Genomic DNA, 14,601 nt, shown 5'->3' with positions numbered 1-14,601 from the left:
CAGCTCCCACCGGGGTTCCAGGGTGTTTCTGAGATAGCATTTCAATCTTCGACCTGCTTTGGCGGCGGCAAAGTGAACCCCGACACCGAGCGCCGCAACTGACTGGCCATCTTCGCCAGGTTGCCAATGCTTTCCGCCGTAGCGGTGGAGCCCGACGACGTCTGGGAGGTAATCTGCTGGATCACGTTCATCGTCAGGGAAATCTGCCCCGCCGATGACGTCTGCTGTTGTGCCGCGTTGTAAATGCTCTGAATCAACGCCGCCAGGGTTTTCGATACGCCTTCGATTTCTTCCAGCGCCACTCCGGCGTCCTGCGCCAGCCGTGCGCCGCGCACCACTTCAGTAGTGGTCTGTTCCATGGAGATCACGGCTTCGTTGGTATCGGCCTGGATCGCCCGCACCAGGGTTTCGATTTGCCGGGTGGCCGCCGACGAACGCTCGGCCAGCCGCTGTACTTCATCGGCCACCACGGCAAACCCGCGCCCGGCGTCGCCGGCCATGCTCGCCTGGATCGCCGCGTTGAGGGCGAGGATGTTGGTCTGGTCGGCGATGTCGTCGATCAGGCTGACGATGTCGCCAATCTCCTGGGACGATTCGCCCAGGCGCTTGATGCGCTTGGCGGTGTCCTGGATCTGCTCGCGAATATTGTCCATGCCGTGGATGGTGTTGTGCACCACCTCGTTGCCCTTGTTGGCGATCTCCACCGAACGCTCTGCCACCGCCGAAGATTCGGCAGCGTTGGCCGACACCTGATCAATGGACTGGGCCATCTGGTTGATCGCGGTGGAGGCCTCGGCGATCTGCTGGGCCTGATGCTCCGAGGCCTGGGCCAGGTGCATGGCGGTGGCCTGGGTGTCCTGCACCGCACCCGCGACCTGCCCGGCGGTGAGGTTGATGGTGGCCACCAGATCGCGTAATTGGTCCACCGAATAGTTGATGGAGTCAGCGATGGTGCCGGTGAAATCTTCAGTCACCGAGGCGGTGACGGTCAGGTCGCCGTCGGCCAAATCTTCGATTTCGTCGAGCAGGCGCATGATCGCGTTCTGGTTGCGCTCGTTCTTCTCGGCGGTTTCATGCAACTGGCGGTTGGTCTCGCGCACCATCACCAAGCCGATCAGGATGATCGAGGTCAGCGCCAGCAGGCCCAGCACGTAGCCGCCGATGGTGTCGAGGCTGCGCCCGCTGGCGAGGTTTTCAAAGCCGGTGGCCAGGTGCGAGGCTTCATCGAGCAGGGTCTGCGAGAGGTTGAAGATATTGCTCGCCGACGCCCGCACCTGAAACAGTTGCGGCGAAGTTTCGAGGATTTCATCCACGGAGCCGGAAACGAACTCGAACAGCTCGGCAATTTCCGCCAGCCGCGCGCGGGCGTCGTGGTCCTCGACCTGGCTGATGCGCAAGCCCGGGTTACCCTGGAGCATGCCGCTGAGCACCTGGCCGAAACGGTTAGCATCTCGACCAAAGGCATCGGCGGCCTGTACCGATGTGTCGTCACCGGCCAGCACGGTATTCACCGCGCCCAGGATACGCTCGGCGAGCAACGACTGGCGCTGGGCCAACACCACCTGGTTGGCCGGGGCGCCGCGTTGCAGCAGGATGTCGACGACCTTTTCCGACTCCAACTGCAACTGCGGCACGGTTTCAGCCAGGGTCGCGGCCACTTGATGCAGGGACAGCACGGTCTGTTCGCTGGCGAGGATCGCGTCGGTGTTTTTCAGCAGTGCTTCCCAGTCAGTCTGCACCGCGCGCATTTCGGCGCGCACCGCAGGGGGCGCAGCCGGTAGGCCCGTCTCGGTATCACCTTTTTTCAGGTAGCCCCAACGCTGGGCGAAGTCGTTGCGCGCATCGCCCAGCAACTTGAACGCCGCTGCCTTGCCGGCGGCGGCCTCGGTGGCGTTCTTGGCGATGCGCTGGGACAGCACGCGCAATTCACCGGCGTGGCCGATGTACTGCTTGTCGTAGGTCGATTGGGTGTTGAGATAGGCGAAGTTGGCAAACAGCAGCATGATGAACACGATCAACGCGATAAACAGCACGATAATCTGCGCACGGCTGCGCGATGCGGCCTGGGGTTTGGGCGGGATAGCGGTGGTCATGCGGCAACATCCATGAAGCCTGGGGCCTGGGCCAGGGCGAAGGGGCTGAAGACCTGCCACAGCGGGTCGCCGTCGAACTGGCCCTGGATAAACGGCGCGCCGGGGTTGGCGATCGCCATTAATGCGTCTTGCGCGAAATGCTGCATGCCCACCACCTCATCCACCAGCAGCCCGACAAACAGGTCGTTGAATTCCACCACCAGCACTCGACGTTGCTTACGCGCCTTGGACAGTTCAAGGCCGAGGAACCCACCCAGGTCCATCACCGGCAGCAGGCGCCCGCGCAGGTTGGCCACGCCCTTGACCCAGGGCTTGACCCCCGGCATCAAGGTGCAGCGCGGTTCATGCAGCACCTCGGCGACTTCGCCCATGGGCGCCACATACCCGTTTGACCCTACACGGAAAGCGATCCCGCTCCAGCGCTGCTGGCGGGTTTCCTGGGACGGCAGGTCGGCGGCCAGCAGGCGACAGCGGCGGTCGATGTCCAGCAGCAACTCGAAGGCGGTTTGCGACTCGGTCATGATGGTGAACCGTCAGCCGGCCAGCACCTTGTTCAGGGTGGCGATCAGGGTGTCTTCGTCCACCGGCTTGGTCAGGTAGTCCTTGGCGCCCTGGCGCGCGCCCCAGATCTTGTCGGTTTCCTGGTCCTTGGTGGTGATGATGATGATCGGGATGCCGTTGGTTTCCGGCTCCTTGGACAGCTGGCGGGTGGCCTGGAAGCCATTGAGGCCCGGCATCACGATGTCCATCAGCACCGCGTCAGGTAGTTCCTGGCGGGCCAGGGCCACGCCGTCCGCGCCGTTTTCGGCTTTCAGTACCTGGTGGCCATGCTTTTCCAGCATGCCGGTCAGTTTGTACATTTCGGTCGGCGAATCGTCGACGATCAGAACACGTGCCATGGTTTTCCCCATTACTTTGGTGGACACCGGCCCTTGTGAGGCGGTATCAGTGTGCTTGTTCTACTGCAGCGAAGGCAGGCACGTAGGCCTTGATCACGCTCAGCAGTTCTTCCTTGCTGAAAGGCTTGGTCAAAAACTGATCGACACCCACGATACGCCCCTTGGCCTTGTCGAACAGGCCATCCTTGGAGGACAACATGATCACCGGGATCGACTTGAACGCCGGGTTGTTCTTCACCAGCGCGCAGGTCTGATAGCCATCCAGGCGCGGCATCATGATGTCGACAAAGATAATGTGCGGGTGATGATCCACGATCCGCGCCAGGGCATCGAAACCGTCGATGGCCGTGATGACTTCGCAGCCTACGTTCTTCAACAAGGTTTCGGCGGTGCGGCGGATCGTTTTCGAATCGTCGATCACCATCACTCTCAAGGCGTGGGAATGCTGTTCCATATCTGCTCTACCATCGCCACAGCGAATCGGTTTTCGGTGTGTACTGCCTGATGTTGCACAGGATGAACGCCAGAAGCCTTGGAACTCAAGGGCTGCTGCGCCGTGGCAGTCTTTTTAGCACAGTCTCATGGCGCAATCTATCGAGCGGCCCGCCCGGTGGTTTTTCCTTGACCCACAACAGCCGCAGCGCCACTCTGACGCCACTTTTATGCGCCCTAATTTGCTAGAGGAAATCCCCCATGAGCGTTCGCGTCGGCATTGTCATGGACCCTATCGCCAGCATTTCCTATAAAAAGGACAGCTCGCTGGCCATGCTCCTGGCCGCCCAGGCCCGCGGCTGGACACTGTTCTATATGGAGCAGCGCGACTTGTACCAGGGCGACGGCGAGGCCCGCGCGCGCATGCGCCCGTTGCAGGTGTTCGCCAACCCTGAGAAGTGGTTCGAGCTGGCGGACGAAATCGACAGCCCGCTGAGCGATCTGGATGTGATCCTGATGCGCAAGGACCCGCCGTTCGACATGGAGTTCGTCTACTCCACCTACCTGCTGGAGCAGGCCGAGCGCGCCGGCGTGCTGATCGTCAACAAGCCGCAGAGCCTGCGCGACTGCAACGAAAAGCTGTTCGCCACTCTGTTCCCACAGTGCACACCGCCGACCGTGGTCAGCCGCCGCGCCGACGTGCTGCGTGAATTTGCCGCCAAGCACGGTGACGTGATCCTCAAGCCGCTGGACGGCATGGGTGGTACGTCGATCTTCCGTCACCGCGCCGGCGACCCGAACCTGTCGGTGATCCTGGAAACCCTGACCGCCCTGGGCACCCAGCAGATCATGGGCCAGGCCTACCTGCCGGCGATCAAGGACGGCGACAAGCGCATCCTGATGATCGACGGCGAGCCGGTGGACTACTGCCTGGCGCGCATTCCGGCGGCGGGCGAGACCCGCGGCAACCTGGCAGCCGGTGGCCGTGGTGAAGCGCGTCCTCTGTCGGACAAGGACCGCTGGATTGCAGCCCAGGTCGGCCCGACCCTGCGCGAAAAAGGCCTGCTGTTTGTAGGGCTGGACGTCATCGGCGAAAACCTCACCGAAATCAACGTCACCAGCCCGACCTGTATTCGCGAGATCGACAATGCATTTGGCACGAACATCGGCGAAATGCTGATGGCAGCGATTGAACGCAAGCTACAAGCCAAGTGACATAGAACAGCCGGACACGTACCAACATTGCGTTATCATGCGCCACCTGTGAAAAGCGCGATGTTGGTTTTCTTGTCATGACACTCCCGTCCGATCTGCCCCCAGAACTCTCCCACAGCGGCGTGCGCCCGGCTGATCGGCTCGGATTCACCCTGTTCCTGGCAGCATTGATCCACCTCGCGTTGCTCCTCGGCCTGGGTTTCACCTTTGCCGAACCCAAGCAGATCACCAAGACCCTGGAAATCACCCTCGCTACGTTCAAGAGCGAAAAGAAGCCCGAGAAGGCCGATTTTCTCGCTCAGGAAAACCAGCAAGGCAGCGGCACCCTGGACAAGAAAGCGGTGCCCAAGACCACTGAAGTGGCGCCGTTCCAGGACAACAAGGTGAATAAAGTCACCCCGCCGCCGAAACCCAAGCCCGAGGTCAAGCAGGCCACACCCAAGCCTGCCGTGACCACCGTCGCGCCCAAACCGCAGAAAGCCCCGGCCCAGCGCGAAAAAACCAAGACCGAGCCGCAACCCGAGCCGGCGAAACCGGCGCCGACCTTCGACAGCTCGCAGCTTTCCGACCAAATCTCCAGCCTGGAAGCGGAACTGGCCAACGAACAACAGCTGTATGCCAAGCGCCCACGCATCTATCGCCTGAACGCCGCCTCGACCATGCGCGACAAAGGCGCCTGGTATAAGGACGAGTGGCGCAAAAAGGTCGAGCGCATCGGCAACCTCAATTACCCGGATGAGGCACGGCGCCAGCAGATTTATGGCAATTTGCGCTTGCTGGTGTCGATCAATCGCGATGGTTCGTTATATGAAGTGCAAGTGCTGGAGTCGTCCGGCCAGCCGCTGCTCGATCAGGCCGCCCAGCGCATCGTGCGCCTGGCTGCCCCCTTCGCACCGTTTACCGGCGACCTGAACGACATCGACCGTCTGGAAATCATCCGCACCTGGAAGTTCGCCAGGGGCGATCGGTTGTCCAGCAATTGATGACAATTGCCGCCTGCCGCACATCCCCAGCTTGTCAGTTCGCCCCTCCAACGCCACACTATCAAACATGAAAAACGTCAGCCCGACCTATCTCAAGCACCAATTCCTGATCGCCATGCCCCATATGGCCGACCCGAACTTTGCGCAGACCCTGACCTACATCGTCGAGCACACGGCCAAAGGTGCCATGGGGCTGGTGGTGAACCGTCCGCAAGAGCTGAACCTGGCCGATATCCTTGAGCAACTACGACCGGAGGTCGAGCCGCCGGCCCGTTGCCAGGGCGTACCGATCTACATCGGCGGGCCGGTGCAGACTGATCGCGGTTTTGTACTGCACCCCACCGGGCCGAAGTTCCAGGCCACGGTCGACCTTGAAGGGGTATCACTGTCTACTTCCCAGGATGTGTTGTTCGCCATCGCCGATGGCATCGGGCCTGAGCAAAGCGTGATTACCCTCGGCTATGCCGGTTGGGAAGCCGGGCAACTGGAGGCGGAACTGGCCAGTAATGCCTGGCTGACGTGCCCGTTCGACGCCGACATCCTGTTCAACACCCCCACTGAACTGCGCCTGGACGCAGCAGCAGCCAAACTGCGGATCAACCTCAACCTGCTGACCAGCCAGGCGGGGCACGCCTGATGGCTTTGCGTCTGATTTTAGGTTTTGACTACGGCACCAAACAGATCGGCGTCGCGGTCGGCCAAGTGATTACCGGCCAGGCCCGCGAGCTGTGCACCTTGAAAGCCCAGAACGGCGTGCCGGACTGGAACCAGGTCGAAGCCCTGATCAAGGAATGGAAACCCGACGCTGTCGTGGTCGGCCTGCCGTTGAATATGGACGGCACCCCCAGCGACATGTGCCTGCGCGCCGAAAAATTCGCCCGCCGCCTCAATGGCCGCTACAACCTGCCCTTCTATACCCACGATGAGCGCCTCACCACCTTTGAAGCCAAAGGTGAACGCCGTGACCGTGGCGGGCAGAAAGGCAGCTACCGGGACAACCCCGTGGACGCCATCGCCGCCGCCTTGCTGCTGCAGGGTTGGCTGGACGAAAACACCGCTTTATTTGAATCCTGACTGACGCGGCTTGCCGCGTCTTTTTACGTTTGAGCCCGGACCTTGCCAGCGCAAGGCCTAGAAGGAGCCCCATGAGCCTGCCCAATCCCGCCGAACTGATCAGCCAGATGGCGACAAGCCTTACGGCCCATCTGCAACACCGTGCCATCAGCGAGCCACGCTTCATCGGCATCCGCACCGGCGGTGTCTGGGTAGCCCAAGCGTTGCTGGAAGCCCTGGGCAGTGATTCGCCCCTGGGCACGCTGGACGTGTCCTTCTACCGCGACGACTTCAGCCAGAACGGCTTGCATCCGCAAGTGCGCCCTTCGGCCCTGCCATTCGAGATCGAAGGCCAGCACCTGGTATTGATCGACGATGTGCTGATGAGCGGTCGTACCATCCGTGCCGCCATGAACGAGCTGTTCGACTACGGCCGCCCGGCCAGCGTGACGCTGGTGTGCCTGCTGGACCTGGATGCTGGCGAACTACCGATCAGCCCGGATGTGGTCGGCGCCACACTGTCCCTGGAGGCCCACCAGCGAGTAAAATTATCCGGTCCCACGCCGCTCGAACTCGAACTGCAAGACCTCGCCCTTTAAACCGCCTTGTAAAGAGTCCCCGCGATGACGCCTCTAGATGCCAAGCGCCCGCTGCAGCTCAATGCTCAGGGCCAGTTGCAACACTTCTTGTCCCTCGACGGTTTGCCCCGCGAACTGCTCACCGAAATCCTCGACACGGCCGACTCGTTCCTCGAAGTCGGCGGTCGGGCGGTGAAGAAGGTCCCGTTGTTGCGCGGCAAAACCATCTGCAACGTGTTCTTCGAGAACTCCACCCGCACCCGCACCACCTTTGAACTGGCGGCCCAACGGCTGTCGGCCGACGTGATCACGTTGAACGTGTCCACTTCGTCGGCGAGCAAGGGCGAAACCCTGCTCGACACCCTGCGCAACCTGGAAGCCATGGCCGCCGACATGTTCGTAGTACGCCACGGCGACTCCGGCGCTGCGCACTTCATCGCCGAACACGTGTGCCCACAGGTGGCGATCATCAACGGCGGCGATGGCCGTCATGCCCACCCGACCCAGGGCATGCTCGACATGCTCACCATCCGTCGGCACAAAGGCAGCTTTGAAAACCTCTCGGTGGCCATCGTCGGCGACATCCTGCACTCGCGGGTCGCGCGCTCGAACATGCTGGCCCTGAAAGCCCTGGGTTGCCCGGATATCCGCGTGATCGCCCCGAAAACCCTGCTACCTATCGGCATCGAGCAATACGGCGTGAAGGTCTATACCGACATGACCGAAGGCCTCAAGGATGTGGATGTGGTGATCATGCTGCGCCTGCAACGCGAGCGCATGGCCGGAGGCCTGCTGCCCAGCGAAGGCGAGTTCTACCGCCTGTTCGGCTTGACCACCGCACGCCTGGCCGGCGCCAAGCCGGATGCCATCGTGATGCACCCGGGCCCCATCAACCGAGGGGTGGAGATTGAGTCGGCAGTGGCCGACGGCCCGCAATCGGTGATCTTGAACCAGGTGACCTACGGCATCGCCGTGCGCATGGCCGTATTGTCCATGGCCATGAGCGGACAAACCGCACAACGTCAATTCGAGCAGGAGAACGCCCAGTGAAGCTCAGCATTCTCGGCGCCCGAGTCATCGATCCGGCCAGTGGCCTGGATCAAGTCACCGATCTGCATCTGGAAGCCGGCAAGATCATCGCCATCGGCGCCGCGCCCAGCGGTTTCAGCGCCCATGAGACCATCGACGCCAAGGGCCTGGTGGCCGCGCCCGGCCTGGTGGACCTGAACGTCGCCCTGCGCGAGCCGGGCTACAGCCGCAAAGGCAATATCACCAGCGAAACCCGCGCCGCCGCCGCCGGTGGTGTGACCAGCCTGTGCTGCCCGCCGCACACCAAGCCGATCCTGGATACTTCGGCGGTGACCGAGCTGATCCTTGATCGAGCCCGTGAAGCCGGCAATTGCAAGGTGTTCCCCATCGGCGCCCTGAGCAAAGGCCTGGAGGGCGAACAGCTCGCCGAGCTGATCGCCCTGCGTGACGCCGGTTGCGTAGCCTTCGGCAACGGCCTGGAGAGTTTCCGCAGTACCCGCACCCTGTGCCGAGCCCTGGAATATGCGGCCACCTTCGACTTGACGGTGATCTTCCACTCCCAGGACCACGACCTGGCCGAAGGCGGCCTGGCCCATGAAGGCGCCGTCGCCAGCTTCCTCGGCTTGCCGGGCATTCCGGAAACCGCCGAAACCGTGGCCCTGGCCCGCGACCTGCTGCTGGTGGAACAAAGCGGCGTGCGCGCGCACTTCAGCCAACTGACCAGTGCCCGGGGCGTCGCCCTGATCGCCCAGGCCCAGGCCCGTGGCTTGCCGGTGACGGCGGATGTGGCGCTGTACCAGTTGATTCTGACGGACGAGGCGCTGATCGACTTCTCCAGCCTGTATCACGTGCAACCGCCACTGCGCACCCGTGCCGACCGTGATGGTTTGCGTGCGGCGGTGAAGTCCGGCGTGGTGTCGGCGATCTCCAGCCATCACCAACCTCACGAACGCGATGCCAAGTTGGCACCGTTTGGCGCGACAGAGCCAGGCATCAGCAGCGTCGAGCTGTTGCTACCGCTGGCGATGACGTTGGTGGAAGACGGTTTACTCGACTTGCCGACGCTGCTGGCCCGCCTGGGCGCCGGCCCGGCCGAAGCCCTGCGCCTGCCGGCAGGTAAGCTGTCCGTGGGTTCGGCGGCGGATCTGGTGCTGTTTGACCTGGCCAGCTCCACGGTGGCCGGGGAACACTGGTTGTCCAAGGGTGAAAACTGCCCGTTCATCGGTCATAGCCTGCCGGCGACGGTGCGCTACACCTTGGTGGACGGCCGGATTACCTACCAGGCCTGATAAAATCTCACCTCTAATGTGGGCACGGTCAATGTGGGAGCTGGCTTGCCTGCGATAGCATCACCTCGGTTTGTCTGATACACCGAGGTGCCTGCATCGCAGGCAAGCCAGCTCCCACACAAGCCGTCTCCCACACTTGATTGGTGTAGGCTTATCGGCCGTTATTGCGCTCGGCATTGCGGATCGAAATCTGCGTGTTCAACGTCCAGAAGTCATACAGCACCCCTATCAGGAACAAGCCGCCGGTCAGCAGGTAGATCAGGCCGGTGATCCATTTACCCTGGTACATGCGGTGCAAACCGAACACACCCAGGAACGCCAGCAGTACCCAGGCCACGTTGTATTCGATCGGCCCGGCGGTAAAACGCAGGTCGGCTTCACGGTCCATGGCCGGGATCAGGAACAGATCGATCAGCCAGCCGATGCCCAGCAAGCCGAAGGTGAAAAACCAGATCGTGCCGGTCACGGGTTTACCGTAGTAGAAGCGGTGTGCACCGGTAAAACCGAAAATCCAGAGCAGGTAACCAATCACCTTGCTGTGGGTGTCTTGCTGCGAAACATCCTGTCGATAGGTGTTCATGAAGTACCTCTTTTGCCTCGATAGATAAATTTTTTCATTTTCTTTGTGACTTTTTTACGGGCGCCCGACGTACGGCAAATGGTATCTTCCCTCCCCTCAAAGCCTTGTACTGCCTGACTTCTGTAGGACAATTGCGATAAAACGTCGCGCTTTTCCTGTATTTGACCCCAAGGTTCAGTCGACAAACGGCCTGAGAACAGCACAAAAAGCTGTTATAAAGTTGCGCGCAAACCCATAAGAGCCACGCCTAATGCGACCATTTTTCAAGACATGGCTAACCATTTGCCTATTAATGCCACTGGCCGCCCACGCCACCAATCGTGAGCAACGACTTCCTAACGTTAACGGTTTCACCCCTAAAGTTCACAGCACACCGAGTACTGCCAAATCGGCAAAGCTGACCGTGAACCGCCCGACTCAAGTGGGCAAGGCCCACGGTAAAGCGCTTCACTCCCAGCTGGCCGTTAACACCAAGCAAAGCAGCAATGTCCTCAGCCGCGCCGTCAACGTGCTCGGTACTCCTTATCGTTGGGGCGGCAGCAGCCCAAGTAAAGGGTTCGACTGCAGCGGTTTGGTGAAATATGCGTTTAACGACGTCAAAGCGGTGGATTTGCCACGCACCTCCAACGCCATGGCCGCTGGTCACGGGTTGAAGGTCGACCGCAAGGATCTGAAACCGGGCGACCTGCTGTTCTTCAAGTTGAAGAGCCGCCAGGTCAATCACGTAGCCATCTACTTGGGCAACGACCGTTTCATCCACGCACCGCGTCGTGGCAAGTCGGTGAGCATCGACACACTGAAGAAACCGTTCTGGGACAAGAACTACGTGATTGCCAAGCGGGTTCTGCCCAAAGAGCAGAACAACCTGCGGGTAGTACAACGCTGATCTGACAAGCACCCGGCTCCCTAATTTGGAATACCACCCAATGTGGGAGCTGGCTTGCCTGCGATAGCAGACTGCCAGGCAACATTTGTGCAAGCTGACACACAGCTATCGCAGGCAAGCCAGCTCCCACACTGATATCAGCATCTTTTAGAAATCTGTCGGCACCCTCGCTTTCTCCCGTGCATCCTCCCGGCTGATAAGCCCTTCTGCGACTAACGCCTTCAAGCTCATATCCAGCGTTTTCATCCCCAATGCCCCACCCGTCTGGATCGCCGAAACCATTTGTGCACCCTTGTCCTCACGAATCAGGTTACGAATCGCCGGCGTACCCAACATGATCTCGTGAGCCGCCACCCGCCCGCCGCCGATCTTCTTCACAAGCACCTGTGAAACCACTGCCTGCAGCGATTCCGACAGCATCGAGCGCACCATCGCTTTTTCCCCCGCAGGGAACACGTCCACCAGCCTGTCCACGGTCTTTGCCGCCGAAGCCGTGTGCAAGGTGCCCAATACCAAGTTCCCGGTCTCAGCCGCTGTCAGCGCGAGGCGAATAGTTTCCAGGTCGCGCAGTTCCCCCACCAGAATCACATCCGGGTCTTCACGCAACGCCGAACGCAGAGCCACCGAGAAGCTGTGGGTGTCGCGAAGCACCTGACGCTGGTTGATCAGCGCCAGTTTGGGCTTGTGGATAAATTCGATGGGGTCTTCGAGGGTGAGGATGTGCTGGCGCCGATGCTGGTTGAGGTGGTCGATCATCGCCGCCAGTGTGGTGGACTTGCCGGACCCGGTCGGCCCGGTCACCAGCACCAGGCCACGGGGCAATTGAGCGATACGCTGGAACACCTCCCCAAGCCCCAGGCTTTCCAGGCTCCGCACCTCGGGAATGGTGCGAAACACCGCGCTCATACCCCGATCCTGCCGGAATACATTGGCCCGAAAGCGCGCCACGCCGGGCAACTCAAAGGCAAAATCCGTTTCAAGAGATGTTTCGAAATCCTTTTGTTGGTGTTGATTGAGCAAAGGGCTCAATAAGTCCGCGACTTGCGGTGGCGAAAGTACCGTTTCATCCAGGGGCCAGACCTCGCCATCGATTCGCAGCATAGGCGCCAGGCCAGCGGACAAATGCAGGTCTGAGGCGCCACGGGACACGCCGGCTGTCAGCAGTTCAGTGATATCCATAGGGCTTTCCATTTCCAGTAGAATGCCGCGGACTCCATATCCACGGGCGCATCTTGAATGTCGACGATAGCAGACAACATTGGCTTGGTTAGCGAGCGGATCCGTGCCGCGGCCCACGCCGTGCAACGTGACGAAAACAGCATCCACCTGCTGGCCGTGAGCAAGACCAAACCCGCGCAAGCCGTGCGCGAAGCCTTTGCCGCCGGCATGCGCGACTTTGGCGAAAACTACCTGCAGGAAGCCCTGGGCAAACAGGTCGAATTAACCGACCTGCCCTTGAGTTGGCACTTCATCGGCCCCATTCAATCGAACAAGACGCGCGCTATCGCCGAGAACTTCGCTTGGGTGCATTCCGTGGATCGCTTGAAAATCGCACAACGCTTGTCCGAACAACGCCCGGCCGACCTGCCACCGCTGAACATCTGCATCCAGGTCAACGTCAGTGGCGAAGCCAGCAAGTCCGGCTGCACGCCCGCCGACCTGCCGGCCCTGGCCAATGCCATCAGCGCCCTGCCGCGCTTGAAGCTGCGGGGCTTGATGGCGATCCCTGAGCCGACTGAAGACCGCGCTGCGCAAGATGCGGCGTTCGCCACCGTAAGAGACCTGCAGGCCAGCTTGAACCTGCCGCTGGACACACTTTCCATGGGCATGAGCCACGACCTTGAGTCGGCCATCGCCCAAGGCGCCACCTGGGTGCGGATCGGTACCGCCCTGTTTGGTGCGCGCGACTACGGTCAGCCGTGAAATGGCTGACTTCTTTCTGAATAGGGACCTGTCATGAGCAACACGCGTATTGCCTTTATCGGCGCCGGCAACATGGCGGCCAGCCTGATCGGCGGCCTGCGGGCCAAGGGCCTGGAAGCTGGGCAGATCCGTGCCAGCGACCCAGGTGCCGACACCCGCGCCCGCGTCAGCGCCGAACACGGTATCGAAACGTTCGCCGACAACGCCGAAGCCATCCATGGCGTCGACGTCATCGTGCTGGCGGTCAAGCCGCAGGCCATGAAGGCCGTATGCGAGAGCCTGCGCCCAAGCCTGCAGCCGCACCAACTGGTGGTATCGATTGCCGCCGGCATCACGTGCGCCAGCATGAACAACTGGCTCGGTGCCCAGCCCATCGTGCGCTGCATGCCCAACACCCCGGCGCTGCTGCGCCAGGGCGTGAGCGGCCTGTACGCCACGTCCGAGGTCAGCGCCGAACAACGCGACCAGGCTCAAGCGCTGTTATCCGCCGTGGGCACCGCCCTGTGGCTGGAACAGGAACAACAGCTGGATGCCGTCACCGCCGTATCCGGCAGCGGCCCGGCGTATTTCTTCCTGTTGATCGAAGCGATGACCGCTGCCGGTGTAAAACTGGGCCTGTCTCACGAAGTCGCTGAGCAACTGGCCGAGCAAACCGCCCTGGGTGCGGCGCACATGGCAGTGGGCAGCGATGTGGATGCCGCCGAGTTGCGCCGTCGTGTCACCTCTCCAGGCGGCACCACGCAGGCCGCCATCGAATCGTTCCAGGCCGGGGGCTTTGAAGCCCTGGTGGAAAAAGCACTGGGTGCCGCAGCACATCGTTCGGCCGAAATGGCCGAACAGCTGGGCAAATAGTCGTCCCCTACATTAGGAAACAAACATGCTCGGAATCAATGACGCTGCCATTTTCATCATCCAGACCCTGGGCAGCCTGTACCTGCTGATCGTGCTGATGCGTTTTATCCTGCAACTGGTGCGGGCGAACTTCTACAACCCGCTCTGCCAGTTCGTGGTGAAAGCCACCCAGCCGCTGCTCAAGCCATTGCGCCGGGTGATCCCGAGCATGTTCGGCCTGGACATGTCGTCGCTGGTGCTGGCGCTGCTCCTGCAAATCCTGCTGTTCGCGGTGATCCTGCTGCTCAACGGCTACCAGGCCAACACCGTGCTGCTGTTGCCGTGGGGCCTGATCGGCATTTTCTCGCTGTTTTTGAAGATCATCTTCTGGTCGATGATCATCAGCGTGATCCTGTCGTGGGTCGCACCCGGCAGCCGTAGCCCGGGCGCCGAGCTGGTGTACCAGATCACCGAGCCGGTGCTGGCGCCGTTCCGTCGCTTGATCCCCAACCTGGGCGGCCTGGATATCTCGCCGATCTTCGCGTTTATCGCGATCCAGTTGCTGCAAAGCTGGGTGATCCCACGCTTGGCCTTCTATGCGTTCATGCCGAAGGAACTGTTCGGCCTGATCTGAAATGCAGTAAACCCTGTGGGAGGGGGCTTGCCCCCGATGGCGATGGATCAGTCAAATAGATGCCGACTGACGCTCCGCTATCGGGGGCAAGCCCCCTCCCACATTTTGTATCTGTGCACGGGTGCAGGCCTTCGCTTGCCGCTGGAGTCCCCGCTCTTTAGACTTACGCCTCATTT

17 protein-coding genes are annotated in these 14,601 nt (G+C 61.2%); 11 read left to right on the top strand and 6 right to left on the bottom strand.

Annotation, left to right across the window (positions count from 1 at the left end; translation table 11 throughout):
• Positions 1 to 41: 41 nt before the first annotated feature.
• The 4 genes from AC07V4_RS02545 to pilG are packed head-to-tail and all read right to left on the bottom strand — an operon-like array spanning position 42 to position 3,446.
• Entirely contained in the window at positions 42 to 2,093 is a 2,052-nt protein-coding gene (locus AC07V4_RS02545) for a methyl-accepting chemotaxis protein (protein WP_492634958.1), read from the bottom strand.
• The gene (locus AC07V4_RS02540; protein WP_492634959.1) at positions 2,090 to 2,614 is read right to left on the bottom strand and encodes a chemotaxis protein CheW; all 525 of its coding nucleotides are present in this window, start codon (positions 2,612 to 2,614) and stop codon (positions 2,090 to 2,092) included. The genes AC07V4_RS02545 and AC07V4_RS02540 overlap by 4 nt, the downstream gene beginning before the upstream one ends.
• 12 nt (positions 2,615 to 2,626) lie before the next feature.
• Positions 2,627 to 2,992 (bottom strand): twitching motility response regulator PilH, encoded by a 366-nt coding sequence (pilH, locus tag AC07V4_RS02535; protein WP_016972941.1) that lies wholly within the window; start codon positions 2,990 to 2,992, stop codon positions 2,627 to 2,629.
• Positions 2,993 to 3,038: 46 nt separating this feature from the next.
• Positions 3,039 to 3,446, bottom strand: coding sequence for a twitching motility response regulator PilG (gene pilG, locus AC07V4_RS02530; RefSeq protein WP_492634960.1), 408 nt, complete (start codon positions 3,444 to 3,446; stop codon positions 3,039 to 3,041).
• A 239-nt stretch (positions 3,447 to 3,685) separates the two neighbouring features.
• Between pilG and gshB the strand changes: the two genes are divergently transcribed.
• The 7 genes from gshB (at position 3,686) to AC07V4_RS02495 (ending at position 9,571) form a co-directional block, all read left to right on the top strand.
• Entirely contained in the window at positions 3,686 to 4,639 is a 954-nt protein-coding gene (gene gshB / locus AC07V4_RS02525; RefSeq protein ID WP_016976046.1) for a glutathione synthase, read from the top strand.
• Between the two features lie 77 nt (positions 4,640 to 4,716).
• Positions 4,717 to 5,622 carry an energy transducer TonB gene (locus AC07V4_RS02520; RefSeq protein WP_492634961.1) on the top strand — a complete coding sequence of 302 codons (906 nt, stop codon included), beginning with the start codon at positions 4,717 to 4,719 and terminating at the stop codon, positions 5,620 to 5,622.
• Positions 5,623 to 5,689: 67 nt separating this feature from the next.
• On the top strand, positions 5,690 to 6,259 hold the full coding sequence (locus AC07V4_RS02515; RefSeq protein WP_431750082.1) for a YqgE/AlgH family protein: 570 nt from the start codon (positions 5,690 to 5,692) through the stop codon (positions 6,257 to 6,259).
• Complete coding sequence (gene ruvX / locus AC07V4_RS02510) at positions 6,259 to 6,696, top strand: Holliday junction resolvase RuvX (RefSeq protein WP_003195067.1); 438 nt, start codon at positions 6,259 to 6,261, stop codon at positions 6,694 to 6,696. The genes AC07V4_RS02515 and ruvX overlap by 1 nt, the downstream gene beginning before the upstream one ends.
• A gap of 71 nt (positions 6,697 to 6,767) precedes the next feature.
• Complete coding sequence (gene pyrR, locus AC07V4_RS02505) at positions 6,768 to 7,274, top strand: bifunctional pyr operon transcriptional regulator/uracil phosphoribosyltransferase PyrR (protein WP_069078480.1); 507 nt, start codon at positions 6,768 to 6,770, stop codon at positions 7,272 to 7,274.
• Positions 7,275 to 7,298: 24 nt separating this feature from the next.
• Positions 7,299 to 8,303 (top strand): aspartate carbamoyltransferase catalytic subunit, encoded by a 1,005-nt coding sequence (locus AC07V4_RS02500; RefSeq protein ID WP_338574510.1) that lies wholly within the window; start codon positions 7,299 to 7,301, stop codon positions 8,301 to 8,303.
• Positions 8,300 to 9,571: a dihydroorotase gene (locus AC07V4_RS02495; RefSeq protein ID WP_492634962.1), complete on the top strand. Its 1,272-nt coding sequence runs from the start codon at positions 8,300 to 8,302 to the stop codon at positions 9,569 to 9,571. Before AC07V4_RS02500 ends, AC07V4_RS02495 begins: the two co-directional genes overlap by 4 nt.
• A 151-nt stretch (positions 9,572 to 9,722) precedes the next feature.
• Here the strand turns inward: AC07V4_RS02495 and AC07V4_RS02490 are convergent, their stop codons facing one another.
• Entirely contained in the window at positions 9,723 to 10,151 is a 429-nt protein-coding gene (locus AC07V4_RS02490) for an NINE protein (RefSeq protein WP_431750080.1), read from the bottom strand.
• A 250-nt stretch (positions 10,152 to 10,401) separates the two neighbouring features.
• Here AC07V4_RS02490 and AC07V4_RS02485 point away from each other — a divergent pair, with 250 nt between their 5' ends.
• Positions 10,402 to 11,037: a C40 family peptidase gene (locus AC07V4_RS02485; RefSeq protein ID WP_492634963.1), complete on the top strand. Its 636-nt coding sequence runs from the start codon at positions 10,402 to 10,404 to the stop codon at positions 11,035 to 11,037.
• 147 nt (positions 11,038 to 11,184) lie between these two features.
• Here the strand turns inward: AC07V4_RS02485 and AC07V4_RS02480 are convergent, their stop codons facing one another.
• The gene (locus AC07V4_RS02480) at positions 11,185 to 12,216 is read right to left on the bottom strand and encodes a type IV pilus twitching motility protein PilT (RefSeq protein ID WP_492634964.1); all 1,032 of its coding nucleotides are present in this window, start codon (positions 12,214 to 12,216) and stop codon (positions 11,185 to 11,187) included.
• Positions 12,217 to 12,273: 57 nt separating this feature from the next.
• Here AC07V4_RS02480 and AC07V4_RS02475 point away from each other — a divergent pair, with 57 nt between their 5' ends.
• From AC07V4_RS02475 to AC07V4_RS02465, 3 genes are read left to right on the top strand one after another with little or no spacing between them, the layout of a single operon-like run.
• The gene (locus AC07V4_RS02475) at positions 12,274 to 12,960 is read left to right on the top strand and encodes a YggS family pyridoxal phosphate-dependent enzyme (protein WP_492634965.1); all 687 of its coding nucleotides are present in this window, start codon (positions 12,274 to 12,276) and stop codon (positions 12,958 to 12,960) included.
• Positions 12,961 to 12,993: 33 nt separating this feature from the next.
• The gene (gene proC, locus AC07V4_RS02470; RefSeq protein WP_492634966.1) at positions 12,994 to 13,812 is read left to right on the top strand and encodes a pyrroline-5-carboxylate reductase; all 819 of its coding nucleotides are present in this window, start codon (positions 12,994 to 12,996) and stop codon (positions 13,810 to 13,812) included.
• A 25-nt stretch (positions 13,813 to 13,837) separates the two neighbouring features.
• Complete coding sequence (locus tag AC07V4_RS02465; protein WP_431750075.1) at positions 13,838 to 14,425, top strand: YggT family protein; 588 nt, start codon at positions 13,838 to 13,840, stop codon at positions 14,423 to 14,425.
• Positions 14,426 to 14,601 lie beyond the last annotated feature (176 nt).

Source organism: Pseudomonas sp. GW821-FHT03A09 (assembly GCF_059421065.1).
This window is presented reverse-complemented; position numbering and strand designations above follow the sequence as displayed.